Source organism: Flavobacterium sp. (assembly GCF_031537875.1).
Lineage (GTDB): Bacteria > Bacteroidota > Bacteroidia > Flavobacteriales > Flavobacteriaceae > Flavobacterium.
This window is the reverse complement of the sequence record NZ_JAVKNB010000010.1, coordinates 27,760-43,913: the sequence shown is the minus strand read 5'-3', so window position 1 is coordinate 43,913 and position 16,154 is coordinate 27,760. Positions and strand designations below refer to the sequence as shown.

The 16,154-nt window shown below is 33.3% G+C and carries 13 protein-coding genes and 3 tRNA genes; 2 read left to right on the top strand and 14 right to left on the bottom strand.

Going from position 1 to position 16,154, the window contains the following annotated elements; genetic code table 11:
- Positions 1-57: 57 nt before the first annotated feature.
- The 8 genes from RMR09_RS05390 to RMR09_RS05355 form a co-directional block, all read right to left on the bottom strand.
- Positions 58-129 (bottom strand) — tRNA-Thr (locus RMR09_RS05390).
- A gap of 174 nt (positions 130-303) precedes the next feature.
- A tRNA-Tyr gene (locus tag RMR09_RS05385) sits at positions 304-384 on the bottom strand.
- 36 nt (positions 385-420) lie between these two features.
- A tRNA-Thr gene (locus RMR09_RS05380) sits at positions 421-494 on the bottom strand.
- Between the two features lie 92 nt (positions 495-586).
- Positions 587-889 (bottom strand): ribosome hibernation-promoting factor, HPF/YfiA family, encoded by a 303-nt coding sequence (hpf, locus tag RMR09_RS05375; RefSeq protein ID WP_310594781.1) that lies wholly within the window; start codon positions 887-889, stop codon positions 587-589.
- A 32-nt stretch (positions 890-921) separates the two neighbouring features.
- Entirely contained in the window at positions 922-1,818 is an 897-nt protein-coding gene (locus RMR09_RS05370) for a tyrosine-type recombinase/integrase (RefSeq protein ID WP_310594780.1), read from the bottom strand.
- A gap of 71 nt (positions 1,819-1,889) precedes the next feature.
- Positions 1,890-2,084 (bottom strand): 30S ribosomal protein S21, encoded by a 195-nt coding sequence (gene rpsU, locus RMR09_RS05365; protein WP_229317267.1) that lies wholly within the window; start codon positions 2,082-2,084, stop codon positions 1,890-1,892.
- A gap of 249 nt (positions 2,085-2,333) precedes the next feature.
- Positions 2,334-3,476, bottom strand: a complete 1,143-nt coding sequence (locus tag RMR09_RS05360; RefSeq protein ID WP_310594779.1) for an acyl-CoA dehydrogenase family protein — start codon at positions 3,474-3,476, stop codon at positions 2,334-2,336.
- Positions 3,477-3,491: 15 nt separating this feature from the next.
- Complete coding sequence (locus RMR09_RS05355; protein ID WP_310594778.1) at positions 3,492-4,376, bottom strand: helix-hairpin-helix domain-containing protein; 885 nt, start codon at positions 4,374-4,376, stop codon at positions 3,492-3,494.
- Positions 4,377-4,572: 196 nt separating this feature from the next.
- On the opposite strand from RMR09_RS05355, the gene RMR09_RS05350 reads away from it, so the two are divergent.
- On the top strand, positions 4,573-6,045 hold the full coding sequence (locus RMR09_RS05350) for an amino acid permease (RefSeq protein ID WP_310594777.1): 1,473 nt from the start codon (positions 4,573-4,575) through the stop codon (positions 6,043-6,045).
- A gap of 54 nt (positions 6,046-6,099) precedes the next feature.
- Here RMR09_RS05350 and RMR09_RS05345 read toward each other — a convergent pair whose 3' ends face one another.
- The 5 genes from RMR09_RS05345 to RMR09_RS05325 all read right to left on the bottom strand — a co-directional run bounded on the left by RMR09_RS05345 (position 6,100) and on the right by RMR09_RS05325 (position 14,451).
- Positions 6,100-6,318: a PspC domain-containing protein gene (locus RMR09_RS05345; protein WP_310594776.1), complete on the bottom strand. Its 219-nt coding sequence runs from the start codon at positions 6,316-6,318 to the stop codon at positions 6,100-6,102.
- A gap of 50 nt (positions 6,319-6,368) precedes the next feature.
- A complete protein-coding gene (locus tag RMR09_RS05340) occupies positions 6,369-7,640 on the bottom strand; it encodes a DUF2851 family protein (protein WP_310594775.1) in 1,272 nt (423 codons plus the stop codon).
- A gap of 80 nt (positions 7,641-7,720) precedes the next feature.
- Complete coding sequence (locus tag RMR09_RS05335; RefSeq protein WP_310594774.1) at positions 7,721-9,679, bottom strand: putative porin; 1,959 nt, start codon at positions 9,677-9,679, stop codon at positions 7,721-7,723.
- A gap of 144 nt (positions 9,680-9,823) precedes the next feature.
- Positions 9,824-11,287 carry a SusD/RagB family nutrient-binding outer membrane lipoprotein gene (locus RMR09_RS05330; RefSeq protein ID WP_310594773.1) on the bottom strand — a complete coding sequence of 488 codons (1,464 nt, stop codon included), beginning with the start codon at positions 11,285-11,287 and terminating at the stop codon, positions 9,824-9,826.
- A gap of 14 nt (positions 11,288-11,301) precedes the next feature.
- Positions 11,302-14,451: a SusC/RagA family TonB-linked outer membrane protein gene (locus RMR09_RS05325; protein ID WP_310594772.1), complete on the bottom strand. Its 3,150-nt coding sequence runs from the start codon at positions 14,449-14,451 to the stop codon at positions 11,302-11,304.
- Between the two features lie 204 nt (positions 14,452-14,655).
- On the opposite strand from RMR09_RS05325, the gene RMR09_RS05320 reads away from it, so the two are divergent.
- The gene (locus RMR09_RS05320) at positions 14,656-15,255 is read left to right on the top strand and encodes a ribonuclease HII (RefSeq protein ID WP_310594771.1); all 600 of its coding nucleotides are present in this window, start codon (positions 14,656-14,658) and stop codon (positions 15,253-15,255) included.
- Positions 15,256-15,295: 40 nt separating this feature from the next.
- Here the strand turns inward: RMR09_RS05320 and lipB are convergent, their stop codons facing one another.
- Positions 15,296-16,000: a lipoyl(octanoyl) transferase LipB gene (gene lipB / locus RMR09_RS05315; protein ID WP_310595129.1), complete on the bottom strand. Its 705-nt coding sequence runs from the start codon at positions 15,998-16,000 to the stop codon at positions 15,296-15,298.
- Between the last annotated feature and the right edge of the window lie 154 nt (positions 16,001-16,154).

Below are 16,154 nucleotides of genomic sequence, written 5' to 3'. Positions count from 1 at the left end.
TTTACTTAATTTTTAATCTTAGTTATATATTTATTAGTGTTCAAATATTCTATTTTGAGCCAATGACGGGAATTGAACCCGTGACCTCTTCCTTACCAAGGAAGCACTCTACCCCTGAGCTACACCGGCAAGGATTGTAAAGTTTTCACCGGCGACCTAAAAAACAAGAACTACAACTCTCATCATTAGGCATCGAGGATTGCAAGCAAGCTCGCGATCCGTAAGGGTGAACCCTTACTAAATTTTCAAAACAAAATTTTCATCAAAGCAAGCTTTATTAAAATTTCATTTCTGAAAATTTTGTGGGGAGAGCAGGATTCGAACCTGCGAAGTTCACACAGCAGATTTACAGTCTGCCCTCGTTGGCCGCTTGAGTATCTCCCCAAACTTTCTTTATTTTTTTGAAATCTTCCGACTTTGAGCCGGCGGAGGGACTCGAACCCACGACCTGCTGATTACAAATCAGCTGCTCTAGCCAACTGAGCTACGCTGGCAATTTCAATAAAAAAAGTCCGCTATTTCTAACGGACTGCAAATGTATAGATTTTATCTCTCTTTCAAAACATTTTTTTAAAAAAATTTCAATTTAAACCGATGTTCTGATTTTTTCTTTTCTTTTTACTAATAAACGTTCTAAAGATTCTGTTGCTAAATCAACTGCCTCTTCAAATGTTTTACATTGTTTTTTGACTACAAAATCATCTCCCGGCACATTTATTTTTATCTCAACCAATTTATTTTCCTTATCACTAGTTTTCTCCACCTTTAAAAAAACATCTGACGACACTACTTTGTCATAATACTTTTCTAATTTATCCATTTTTTCCTGAATAAAATCAACTAGTTTTCTGTCAACTGCAAAGTTAACGGCATGAACACTTACCTTCATAATCAAATTAATTAATAATTAAACATTTAGAACTACTTCTGATTTCTAGGATGTGCGTCTTTATATACTTTTTTCAGTTCAGACAAACTATTGTGAGTATATACTTGTGTCGATGCTAAACTAGAATGTCCTAATAATTCTTTGACTGAATTCAAATCGGCTCCGTTATTCAATAAATGAGTGGCAAACGTATGACGTAATATATGCGGACTCTTTTTTACTTTTTCGGAGACAGTACTAAAGTAAGAATTTATTAATCGATACACAAAAGATTCATTTATTTTTAACCCTTTTGTGGTAAGAAAAAAATAATCTACATCTATTTGGTTTTCTAATTTAGACCGTTCTAAAAGATAACTCTCAAATTGAGAACTAATTACAGGTAATATAGGAATAATTCGTTCCTTATTTCTTTTCCCTAAAACTTTAATGGTGCGAGATGCAAAATTAACATTTGACACTTTTAAATGAATCAATTCTGTTCTTCGCATCCCTGTAGTATAGAATAAGTCAATAATCAATTTGTCTCGGACAGCTTCAAAACCCGTAGAGTTTTGCAAATGCACCAATACCGCATCAACTTCTTTTTCTGAAAATGGAATTTGGATTTTTTTTGGCGTTTTTAGCGCCTTGTGTTTTAAGAGCGGACTTGAATCAATCTGTTTCGTTTTAAGAAGAAATTTATAATAGGCTTTTAAAGACGCTATTTTTCGATTTACCGAAACATTAGACACGTTTGCATCAACTAACGAAACTATCCAACTCCTAATTTGACTATAATTAACCTGGTCGATGTTTTCTTGTTCAAAATGAATTGCATTAAAAGACTCGAAAGAAGCAATATCATTCCAATAGGCCAATACAGTATGCGGAGAATATTTTTTCTCCAACTGCAAATAATCTCGAAATGCCTCTTTATTATTCTTCATAAAAAAAACCGTTAGCATCAAAATTATATAATTTCAATGACTAACGGTTAGTATTTCAATAAATTTAGATATTAACTTTCTAAATTATCTCTCATGTTTTGGATGTAAGCCGCTTTCTGGAACTTCATTCTATTGGTTACAGATGGCTTAATGAAAGCTTGACGCGCACGTAACTGACGAACAGTTCCTGTTTTATCAAATTTTCTTTTATAGCGCTTTAATGCTCTATCGATATTTTCTCCGTCTTTAATTGGTATAATTAACATAATATAGACACCTCCTCTCGTTAAGGCTGCAAAAGTATATTTTTATTTTGAATAACAAACGTATTTTTTAAAATATTTTTTTTGGCGTGCCGGCGAACTTCCCAGAAACATACTCCCATTCGCCGTCAGGCTATTCGCTTCAAGTCCTCATTACATTCCGGGCTTTTCACTACTTATCCTTCACGCAAAAAGAAGCGCCGAAAAATAAAAATTCCTCGGCGCTTCTTTTTAATACTTAAATTCTCTCGACTAGTCTTTCAATATATTTCTTGAGATAACCACTTTTTGAATCTCAGTAGTTCCTTCTCCGATAGTACATAATTTAGCATCTCGGTAAAATTTCTCCACAGGATAATCTTTAGTATACCCATACCCTCCGTGAATTTGAATAGCATCAGTTGCTACCCTTACACACATTTCAGAAGCATACATTTTGCCCATAGCGCCTAGTGTAGTCACCGGACGATGTTGTTCTTTCAAGAAAGCCGCTTTATGCAAGAGCAATTCTGCCGCTTCAATTTCCGTAGCCATATCCGCTAACTTAAATGAAATACCTTGAAATTCAGAAATTGCTTTACCAAACTGATGTCTTTCTTTCGAATATTTCAATGAAGCTTCATAAGCCCCTTTGGCTATTCCTAAAGCTAAAGCCCCAATAGAAATTCTACCACCATCTAAGATTTTCATGGACTGAATAAATCCTTGTCCCACTTCTCCCAAACGATTCGCATCTGGAACTCTGCAATTATCAAAAATCAGCTCTGCCGTTTCACTGGCACGCATTCCTAATTTATTTTCTTTTTTTCCTGAACTAAATCCAGGAGTTCCTTTTTCAACCACAAAAGCAGTTATTCCTTTTGAATCTCCTTTTTCACCTGTACGAACTACAACAACTGCAATTTGTGCTGATACTGCGTGCGTAATAAAATTTTTAGACCCGTTAATAATCCAATCGTCTCCATCACGAACCGCAGTAGTATTCATCCCACCAGCATCTGAGCCTGTATTGTGTTCGGTTAAACCCCAAGCCCCAATATGTTCTCCAGAAGCCAACTTCGGAATCCATTTCTTTTTTTGCTCTTCGTTTCCAAAAGTCAAAATATGATTGGTGCATAACGAATTGTGAGCTGCAACTGATAGACCAATAGAAGGATCCACTTTTGAAATCTCTTCTACTATTGTGATATACTCGTGATACCCCAAACCTGAACCACCCAATTCTTGAGGAACTAAAATCCCCATAAAGCCCATTTCTCCTAATTTTTTAAATAAAGGAACTGGAAAAACTTGCGCTTCATCCCACTCCATAATATGTGGTCGAATATTTTGTTCTGCAAAATCTCGTATAGATTGCGCGATGAGCGATTGGGTTTCGTTATAGTCGAAGTTCATAATGTATCATTCTGATTAAAAGTCCAAATATAAACCAATTATTTTTGCTTTATCAACAGGAAAATATTTAATTTTTATCAAATCATCAATACTATTGATAGTCCCGTTCATACTTCTATAGATTACTATTTGTTTTGCCAATGCATATTTAAAATACGGAAATTGAGCTAATTCTTTGATTGAAGCCTCATTTATAGCTACTTTCTTTATCCCCGAAAACGATTCTACTTTAAAATAAGATTTCAAATTATTCACCACTTCAGGTGAAAGTCCCCATATCTCACTTAACTGCTCCATCGTTACAAAACCTCCAAAACTATCTTTATAACTCAATATTCGTTGAGCTGTCACTTCACCTACTCCATATACTTTGACTAAATCTTCTACTGTAGCTTTATTAATATCCAATACTACTATTTTTTCTTTTTTAGCAAAAACAGGATAATTTGTATTTGGAAACGATTGGGAGGTTTGTTTTTGATTTATCCAATCTGGAAATTTAAAAAGCGGACTGATTCTCTTCAACAAAGAATCTGAAACTCCTGTAACCTTTTGAAACTCTTCAGCAGAATTAACATATTTGTTGTGTTTTCTAAAAGCGAACAAACGATCAATTTCTTGAATAGACATCCCTAATTTATACCCTTTGTAATCTGAAATAAAATTAGGATTGAACGGGTATATTTTTTGGCTTCGGTTTAATACTTCTCCTTTTATTGAATCAATTTCTGATTGTACAGCAAGCCATTTCTCTTTTTCAGGATTTTCTTTTATTGGCAAACTAAAGTCGACAACAAAATAAAACACTTGTAAAACGACGATCAAGACCAATAACACTAAAAGACCTAATCGTTGGGGCTTAGAAAAATTAAAATAGGACGTAATTAATTTGAAATTCATAAGTTGGGACAATTTAGATTTGGTATTTAAAAATAATAAAAAAATCTAGCTCCCACCATAAACCTTAAAAAAATATTGGTATAAGTACGTACTCTCAAATTATAATTTACTTTTTATAACTTTAAAAGCATTTATTGTTTTTATTTTTTATAAAAAACAATACATTTGGAACTTAATAACAATAAACATCATAAATATGTCAATTTGGAAAAGAAAACCATTAGCACAACTTTTGGCCGAAGCCGCTGATTCTGAGAAAGGATTAAAAAGAACGCTAACCGCATGGTCATTAATTGCTCTTGGAATTGGAGCTATTATTGGAGCTGGACTATTTGTTAGAACGGCTACAGCAGCTGCTCAAAGTGCAGGACCTTCAGTAACAATTGCTTTTATTGTTGCCGCTATAGGATGTGCTTTAGCTGGACTTTGTTATGCAGAACTTTCATCTTCAATTCCAATTTCTGGAAGTGCTTACACCTATACTTATGCCACAATGGGTGAATTTTTAGCCTGGATAATTGGCTGGGATTTAATATTAGAATATGCGGTGGGTGCCGCAACTGTTGGAATTGCTTGGAGTGAATATTTAAACAATTTACTTGTGAATGTCTTCCATATTAGCCCCATACCGTATGAATTCTCGCATTCTCCATTCCAAACATCAGCAGAAGGAGTAAGTGGTATTATTAATCTACCTGCTTTATTTATTGTAGGGATTATTAGTTTACTATTGATTAAAGGAATTCAAGAATCAGCTTTTGTAAACGGAATCATTGTGATTGTAAAAGTTGCTATCGTGATTCTTATCATAGTAATTGGATGGAATTTCATCAATCCAGTTAACCATACTCCTTATATTCCAGAAAGTTCAATTTTCACAGACGAACATGGTATCGAACATAATTACGGAGGAGTTTTAGGAATATTAGGAGCCGCAGGAACCGTTTTCTTTGCCTTCATTGGATTTGATGCAGTAAGTACTGCTGCTCAAGAAACTAAAAATCCTAAGAAAGCAATGCCAATTGGTATTTTAGGTTCATTGGCAATATGTACCCTTATGTATATTCTTTTTGCTCACGTTTTAACAGGAGTAGCAACTGTAGAAGACTTTAGAACTGGTGGTAAAGAAGCTTCAGTAGCTTTTGCAATTAATAAATATATGATTGGATACGAGTGGTTAGGGCAATTAGTAACCGTAGCTATTTTAGCAGGATTCTCATCTGTTATTTTAGTAATGTTACTAGGACAATCTCGTGTATTCTACGCTATGGGTAAAGATGGTTTGTTACCAAAAGCATTCAGTGATTTGCATTCAAAATACAAAACTCCTTACAAAGCTAATATTGCTATTTTAATCATCGTTGGTGCTTTTGCCGCTTTTGTACCTGGAGATATTGTAGGGGATATGACTAGTATTGGAACTTTATTTGCCTTCGTATTAGTTTGTATATCTGTAATTATATTAAGAGTTAAAGAGCCTAATATGGTTCGTGAATTTAAAACTCCTTTTGTACCATTAGTTCCTTTATTAGGAGTAGCAGTTTGTATTGCTATGATGTACGGTCTAGGATGGACTAACTGGTTGCGACTATTCGTTTGGATGGCAATTGGTATTGTATTGTATTTTTCATACGGAAAAAAACATAGTGTTTTAAACCACGGTGAATAACTGTAAATAACCACAAAAAAGGAGCTTAACAGCTCCTTTTTTTATACCCATACTTTACAAATCAAATACCGAACTGCGTTTGGCACGTATTAAATCTTTCAAACGAATCCAAAAAGCTAATATCAAATAGACCGCAAACCATAATCCCACAGTCACAAAAGACAAATAAATAAAAAACAATCGCACACTACTCGCACGCATTCCCAAAGCGTCTGCTAAGCGGGAAGAAACGTGAAATCCATGTTTTTCTAAAAAGAATTTTAAACGATTCATAAGTAATTTATTTGAATTCAAAATTACACAAATTTATACAACTCCTCAACTTATTTATTTTGTAACAGTTCAACTCCTATTGCACATTCCAAACATTTACTTTTATTACAATACTCCTTTTTTAACTGCAATAATGATTGGGTTTCAAATGCATTTTTTGAGGTAATACCAAACGATTTGAATTTATCAATTATTGAATTTTTCTCTGGACTAATCGCAACTAATAACTGTATTAAATCTTCACTATTCTCTTCCCCTAAACTTTGCGAATAAGCAAACTGTATGGGCAAAATTGTATTTATGATTAGTAAATCAATGAATGATTTTGACATCAATTTCTTTTTCTTTGGACTCTCTTTGTCGAATTGATAATGACTTGACCAATACGAACTAGCCGACACTTCAAAGAACTGATAGATAGCTAAAGCAGAATTTAATTGTATAATTTTTGAAAACAAATTCTGTTGGCTGTGATACAAGGCTGCCAATTGAGACAAACGAATCGTTGGAAAGTTATCTGGGCGAAGCTTAAAAAACTGTACAGGAGCTATTATTGGCTTCTCTAACTGGTACTTTTGAAGTAAATAATAATAGCGAAACTTCAAATCACTAAAATATTGATCTTCTTTGTCTGAATCCAGTAAACCTGCATTGCCAAATAGTAGCGCTTCAATATTCGCTAATTCAAAGCCTTCTTTTCGAATTATTGAGAACGGAATCGAACTAGCTATTTTAAAAAAAGATTCTCCATTTGTATTCAACCCAAAGTTCTTTGCCAGCAAATAAAACAAAACCGATTCCCAATCCGAATTTGTTTGATGAAGCAATTCAAAAATAGGTTTTGATTTTCGCTCCAATCGTTCAAAAAATAACCGTTCTTGCCAATTGCTTAAAAGAAAATCATCCAAATCAGCTAATTGTTTTTCGCAATAAATCCACGATTTTGTCGAGCGCAAAGAATTGTAATTTGCAATTGTTTCTGATGAAACAAACTCTTTTAAAGCTAACACAGGTACAACTGAATTATCTCTCCTGTAAATTTCGACATCATGTTCCCAAACTACATGAAGAATGATATTTTCATACGCACTATCCTTTTCATGATGATGTGCATACCAATCCGATGATTTCAAATGTATTTCTACATTTCCTGCCCATTTTTGATTTCCAATGATAATTTGAGCATTAAAAAAATCAGGACCAGCTTGTTCTAAATACTGTCCAACATGAATAATGGTAATTAACTCGCCAGTGGTAGATTTGAGAGTACGAGTATTAAAATTTTTAAATTTCCATAGGTGATGTAAAAAATCTTCTTTCATTCAGGGGGCTATTAAATGAAAAACTAAGATACTAAAAAAAGAATTACTTATTTCAGTTCAACCTAAAAGAGCATCCGATTTTATTCAAAGAAATTCCAGACTAAACCAAAGCGAATCGTTAAATCACGGTATGGATTATTAGGAGAAGCATAAAAATTATTACCTGACAAAGAGGAGTTAAAATGTTCTGCTTTAAAATAGATTCGAGTACGTTGAATTTTAGCATTTACAAAAAAGTCAAGGTTTGGAAAGTTGCCAATTTGCTTGTCTCTTTGAACAAAAAACTCACCAATAACTGGATTGTAATCATTCGCATAGTATTTAGTAAAATAATTAAATACGACTCCCGTTTGTAAATACAAGGCTTTTTTGAAGAAGTAATTAGTATAATAAATGGTATTTCTTGTCACTACTTCTGGCACATTCAAAACAGACTGATCTTGCCCGACTTTCTGATATAAAATGGTATTATCCAAAGCAAATTTTCCAAATTGAAACTCTTTACTCATTTTCAAAGAGAGATAATTAATGGTTCCTGCATATTGCGAGGGAGCTACAATTTGAGTTTCAGCTAATTTTTGAGTGGCACTTGATAGATCATCAAAAAACAAATGATCTTTTAAAACCGAAAACTGAAAAGAAGCATTTACCCAAGGTGTTGTAGCACTAGCCGATAACGAATTGATTTTTTCGTTATTAAAATTATTGGACCAGTTATAAGCTACATAACTACTTTGGTATAAGTTGTAATTGTTATTTGGCAACTTATTGATATTTTGGTACTGAAAAACAAACTGATTTTCATCATCCAAATCAAATTGCATTTTTGCATCTAAATTAGACAAAGACTGATTCGTAATCGATCTTGAGTACAAGAACTTACCATTCCATTTATTTTTTCGGTATTCGTATTGACCTCCTGCACTGTTTATTTTTTGCGCTAAGGCATTCAAAACTGTTCTATTGTCAAAAATCAAAATTTGATTGTAATAATAATTCGATCTAAAATCATCTACAAAAAACTGAAATTTTCCTAACGAAGTATTTTCATAAGTCAATCCTAACTTATTATACATTCTGTTATAATGCGTTTGATCGTTAATTCCGCTGGTTTTAAATGAGTCCCCAAAACGATACACTACACTTCCATTTGAAGTTGACGGAACGGTTCCTTGAGCAAATTCAAAAAATTTATTTTCGTAATTAAATTGATGGTTTACGTATAAATTATTTGCGCCTTGAGTTCCATTTACTCTAAAAAAATGATCTACAAAAATTCTTCTCCCTTTCAAAAAAGACGAAGCATTAGTAAGATACACTTCCAATCGCTGTCTATTTTTGTAGTCTGGATTTTCACTTTCAAAGTCCTCAACAGTTGTAATTCCACCATTTTCCTCATTTGAAATATCTTGCTGTGTGTAATGCGCATTGGTAAAATAACGCTTGTTTTTGGTATTATAACTAACTGTAAATCTAAAATTTCCAGCACTCGCTAATTGATTGATATACTTTCCAACAGAACGTAAACCTCTATATGCTATGGAAAAATTAAGATTAGGCTTGGTATTTAAACTAAAATACGAATCAACCGATTGACCTCTTTGCTGCGTTGATTTAAAATACAATTCGGTAACAGGAGTAGCCATTGAGGCATACCGAATTTGATTGGCTTCTAAATAATTAAAATGTTTCGCTTTAAACCCAAATTCAGGATAGGGCGAAAATTCGGTTAAACTGTATTGTAACGTATTGTACGTTTGTCCATCATTAGGAAATGGCAACAATCCGAAAGTATCTCTTCGTAAATAATTATGACTGTATTCTTTTTGAATAGTCAAAGACGTATCGATGTAAGTAGTATCCCTATCCAAAGTAATTACACGATACATATCTATTGTAGCTATTTTTTTAGGCTTAGCAGCTTTAGTAGTATCAGATGCACTTTGGTATTTGGTATTAAAATCTAGGACGTTTTTTTGTTTTTGAGAAAACAGTAACGTCGAAGACAAAATAAAAAGAAAACTAAAATACAGTCTCATGTGCAAATAGGATAGGATTTATCTAATAACCAGCACAAAGGTAATTCATATAATGGGATAAAAAAAACAGCAGTAAACTATTGCTTACTGCTGTTTTAAAATAAAAGAATATATAGTTATAAAATAACTAATAAATTCTAGGTTTTATGGTCTTGTATCCCAAAATACTTTTACATTCATTCCTGCTTTTTGAGTAACATTTTCACCGTTCAAGTCAATCTCACTCTGAGGATAGTATAATGATCTTGGAACAAATGAAATAACCGCATTACTTGGAGGAGTAATCGCAGGATAACCTGTTCTTCTCCAATCTGACCAAGGCTCTAAAACTACACCATAGTTAGCAATATACTTTTCAGTAATTATTTGTTCTAATTTCTGAGCACTAGTACCAGTTAAAGTACCATTAGCCGCGATGTAAGCTGTAATATCAGCTGTAGCAACTCCAGCATCTTGCATAGAGGCAGTTATACCTGCTTGGAAAAAAGCTTGTGCATCACCTGGAGAAGCAAATCTTAAAGCAGCTTCTGCTCTAATGAAATTGTATTCTGCAAAAGTTAACATTCTAATTGGTGCAGCTCCTGAATAAGCAGTACCACTTAGCGCACCTCTTAAATAAGTATGCAATTTAGAATAATTGTTTGCCGCTGACGCAGCTCCACCTACAGCTCCAACATACAATCCAGAACCAGCAGGATATTGAGTGAAATAAAATTGACGTCTAGGGTCAGTTTTAGTATTCATTAGGTTAACAATTTTAGCATTCGCAACAATATAGCCAGCTCTTGCTGTTTCAAATTGATCTATAGGATTTTTAGCACCAGCTGCACTAACAAAATCCATTTTGAAATTATCAGCATTACTTGCAATAAAAGGAGCAGATGCATTAATTAAAGCATCTATTTTGCTTTTAGCAAAAGTTGCATCTTTTTCACTATAATGCAAGAAAATCCTAAGTTTTAATGTGTTAGCAAACTTTATCCAATTATTTTTTGTAGTAGAAAAAGTTCCTGGAAAAATTGTACTATTAGTTCCAGGTGAACTGCTTGAAGTAGTAGCACTTACCTCAGCAATACCTTGATCTAGTAAATTTACAATTTCTGTATAAATCTGTTGATCTGAATCATATTTTGGCTTAGTGTTAGCCGCTAACTTTTGAGATTCAGAATATGGTATACTTCCCCAAGTATCAACTGCAACTTGATAAGTATATGCTTTCAAAATTTTTGCAACACCAGAATAATGTGGACTATTCGAAGTATTAGCTGCATTGATAATATTTTCTGCATCATTTAAAATTGTAGCATAAATACTAGACCAAACATTATTTTGGTCTGACCCTGTAATTAAATACGATTCATAATCTTGAGTTTGATTTTTCGAACCAGTACTCTGACCTGAAAACTGCTGCATAATTAATGACGAATACCTATTTAAATCGCTACCTGCAAAAAAACCTACATTTACAGTTAACGAAGTTAATTGTTGATTTATTGGTGCAGCTACGATATTATCCGGATCTTGATTAAGATTGCCATAGTCACAGCTACTCATAGAAAAAGCAGCTAATAATAGTGACGCAATGACTGTGTTTTTTATATTTTTCATATTTCTAATTATTATTATAATACTACTTTAAGATTAAAACCAAATGTTCTAGTGTTTGGTAAAGAGTTAAACTCTAAACCTTGAGCATTACTTACACCTAAAGCATTTTGCTCTGGATCGAAATGAGGATAATTAGGTGCGCTCAAGAAAAGATTTCTACCAAAAGCACCTACTTCAAATTGTTTGAATGGAGTTTTTTCTAAAAGTTTTGAACTCAATTTATATGAAAACGAAACTTCTCTTACTCTAAACCAAGAAGTGTCATAAATATATCCTTCAGCAGCAACATATTTACCTGAATTACCATAATAATTTTGAGCATTTACCTTAGTAGTATTTGGTTGCCCTGCACTAGCTCCTGAAGCATAGACCCCGTCAAATAAATAAGGCGTGTTTGCAGTTCCATCTGCATTAAACCTTGGATATTCAGCAGTTTCAATTGCAACTCCATTTCTTTGAACATCTGCAATATTTCTAGAATATTGATCCCCACCTTTTCTTATATCCATTAATACATATAAGCTGAAATTTTTATAATTAATATTATTAGTAATACCCATTGTAAACTTAGGATTAGGATTACCAATTTTTTGAATTCCAGCAGTAGCTAATGGTAAACCAGTAGAAGGATTAATCAATAATTTACCTGAAGCATCTCGTTGATAAGCACTACCGTAAATTTGACCGTATTCGTCACCTGCAACTAATCTAATATTTGGAGTAGTAAAACCTCCTAAAAATATGTTAGAAACACCAGGAGCCAATTCATCTACCATTGATTTATATTGAGTGTAATTAACACCTAAATCCCAAGAAAAATCTGCTGTTTTAATTGGCGTACCAGATACAGATATTTCAACACCCTTAGTAGAAAGTTTACCAGCATTTTTAAGAACAGAGGTAACACCAGATCCAGCAGAAACAGGAACACTTAAAATTACATTTCGAGTATTTCTATTATACATAGTCGCATCAATAGTCAATCTATTGTTAAAAAATCCTAATTCAGTTCCGTAAGAGATTTCTCTGGTAAATTCTGGGGTTAAAGCAGCATTACCCGCAGCATCACCCAATGAGAAACCAGCTTGTCCATTAAATGGAAAGTTAATTACTGGACCAAAACCATCCGAAGCAGAAGCTTGATAATAATAAGAATCTGTTCCATATGCTGGAGCTCCTTTACCTACTTCACCAGCACTTACTCTAAATTTAATTAAATTTATTTTATCGTCTAGCTTGATTGCAGGAATTGCTTCAGTAAGAACAAAACTTCCAGAAATTGCAGGATAGAAAATAGAATTATTTGCAGGAGCTAAAGTTGAAGACCAGTCATTTCTTGCTTTTAAATCAACTGATAAGAAATTTTTATATTCAACAGCAACATCAGCAAAAACACCAAATAATTTAGTTTGGGTACTACCTTGACTCGGTTGATAAGTTAAAGCATTTTTTAAATTATCAAAACTAGGTACTACTAATGAATAACCAAAAACACTTGATGAATAACTATAATTATTACTGAACTCATTTCCTAAAGTTCCAGAAATAGTAAAATCATTAATTTTTTTATTAGCATTTAAAGTAAAGTAAGAGTTAACATTATGAACATTACTTACTCTATCTACAATACCACCAACACTATTACCTGATGAGCCTGTAAATCCACCACCTCTATTTCCTATTTGATCAAAACCTTTACTAGTTAAGTCATAGAAATCAGTACCAATTTTAAAATCAGCATTTAACCATGAGGTAAAGTTATATTTAGCATTGAAATTAGCTAAAATTCTATTTACTTTATCCGAATACTTGTTGTTTTTAATACTCCAATAAGGATTATCTTCTCCTCCAGGATATAATTGTTGACCTATTGCATTTTCAAATGGCAATCCAGTTAAGTTATATGACCTAGGGATAAAATATGCTCTAAAAAGAGGGTTTGACAATTGATTTCCTTGAAGAGTTCTGTCAGAAGAAGTGTTTGTATAAGTAAACGAAGCTCCTATATTTAACTTGTCAGAAACTTGACTATTTCCAGAGAAAGTAATATTGTTACGGATCAATTTATTATTATCTAACACATAAGTCTCTTCTGTATTTCCTAAAGCTATTCTGTAATTAGATTTATCAGTACCCCCGCTGTAACTCAAGTTATTTTGCGTATTAGTAGATTTTTTGAAAATATCTTTAATATTATTAGCATATGCCTGTAATACTTCAGACTGACCATAAGCATTTGTATAGATTCTTCCGTCAATTTTTGGTCCCCAAGAAGTAATTGTCCATCCACCAGGGCTATTTACTGTACCGATTTGAGTACTAGTAAGAGTTCCATTAGAACCTTGTGCATACTCATTTTGATATTCAGGTAATCGACTCACTGTTCCTACATTTAAACTTGAACTAAAAGTAACAGTAGATTTTTCACCTTTTTTACCTTTTTTAGTGGTGATTGAGATAACTCCAGAAGCACCTCTTGATCCATAAAGTGCTGTAGATGCAGCATCTTTCAGAACAACGATACTCTCAATATCTTCAGGATTTATATCAATAGCTCTATTAGAAAGAGATGGCCCTGTTTGTAAGGGTGTTGCACCACCACTATTGTCAATAGGCACACCATCAACAACATAAAGAGGTTGATTACTTCCCGTAAAAGTTGTAAACCCTCTAATAATAACACTAGAACCTGTAAATGCTCCTCCAGAACCAGAAACACGAACTCCTGCTATTTTACCGCTAAGTTGGTTTGTAACGTTAGTTGCTTTTGACGCCGTCAATTCTGCAGCATCAATTTTAGGAGTTGAATACCCTAAAGACTTACGGTCTCTTTTGATACCAAAAGAAGTAACCACAACTTCTTCAAGAGCATTACCTTGTTGTAATTTAAAATTTAGTGAATTAGAAGCTCCTACTTTTAAAGATACGTCTTGCATCCCTACAAAAGAAACTACTAAAACATCTCCTGTTTTAGCTTTGATAGAATATTTTCCATCAAAATCAGTTTGAACACCATTTTTCGTTCCTTTAACGATTACGTTAGCACCAGGAACAGGACCTGTTCCATCAGAAACAACACCTGAAACTGTTTTCTCTTGAGCAAAAGAAAACTGCATAGACAACGCTAATAAAAGCGTATAAATCCACTTGAATTTTAATCTCATAGTAAAATTAATTTTGAATTAGTTAAAACAAAAGTCTTAATTATTTCTTAATAAACAAACATTTAATTAAATAAATGTTAATTTAACAACTGTTGAAGGTAAAATAAATTGAATTGCGATTAAATCAGTGTTTAATTTTATTATCTCTATTTTTTTGGATTGTGAATTTATAGTATTAATTTTATTGGCTACCAAAATAACAAAATGCTTTTACTAAAATTCTCTGATTACTCCATTGAGACTGGCACCGATGAAGCTGGTCGTGGCTGTCTTGCCGGACCTGTTACTGCTGCTGCGGTCATTTTACCCTCCAATTTTGAAAATAAAATACTGAATGACAGCAAACAATTATCTGAAAAATCAAGAGAACAATTAAAACCCATTATTGAAGAACAAGCAATCTCATTTGCTGTAACTCATTTAGAGCCTTTAATCATTGACGAAATCAATATTTTGAATGCATCTATTAAAGCAATGCAGGAAAGTATTTTTAAACTCGATCCAAAACCCGAATATATAATTGTAGATGGCAATCGGTTTAAACCCGTTTTAGATATACCACACAGTTGTATTGTCAAAGGAGATGCGAAGTTCATGAGTATAGCTGCTGCCTCTGTTTTAGCAAAAACGTACCGTGACGAATACATGAATCAAATACACGAAGAATTCCCTATGTATAATTGGAAACAAAATAAGGGCTATCCGACGCAAGAACACCGAGAGGCTATCCGAAAATATGGAGTAACCAAATACCACCGCATGAGTTTTAGATTATTGCCTGAGCAATTTAAATTAGAATTTTAGATCTTTAGATTTCAAGAGAAATCTAAGAAGTCTAAAAATCTCATTGTCTAATGATCGAACATTCAAACAATTGAGCAAAATGGTTTAGAATTTTAGCTTTCACTTGGTCTTCATCCACTTTTTCAACTCCTAATTCAACGTTTAAAGAAGTTACCGCTTTGCCTCGGATACCACATGGAATAATATTATCAAAATATCCCAAATCTACATTAACATTTAACGCAAATCCGTGCATGGTAACCCAGCGAGAAGCACGAACACCCATAGCACAAATTTTTCGAGCAAAGGGAGTTCCAACACCTAGCCAAACCCCCGTTTCTCCTTCGCTTCTACTGCAAGTCAAACCATATTCGGCAAGAGTTAAAATGATAGCTTCTTCCAGCAATCGTAAGTATTTATGAATGTCGGTAAAGAAATTTTCTAAGTCCAAAATAGGATACCCTACAATTTGACCTGGGCCGTGGTAGGTAATATCCCCTCCTCGATTGATTTTGTAAAACGTAGCCCCTTTGGATTCCAATTGTTTTTCGGAAAGTAACAAATTACTCAAATCGCCACTTTTACCTAAAGTGTACACATGCGGATGCTCCACAAAAAGAAAGTAATTAGGCGTAGGCAAACTAGTTTCTTCTTTTCTATTTTGGATTTTTAAATCAACAATGCCTTTAAACAATTCCTCTTGGTATTCCCAAGTGGCTTTGTAATCTTTGTTCCCTAAATCGAATAATTGGATTTGTTTGTTCATTTGTCCTTGCGAGGAACGAAGCAATCTTTTCTCGTTCACTTTTTTATATCTGAGTTCCAAAGGTACAAAGTTTTCAAAACAAAATCGTCTTTTCGCGACCCAATAGGGTTCCTGTCATTTCAAAGCTTCAGCCTTTTAAAGAATTGAAGTTTTA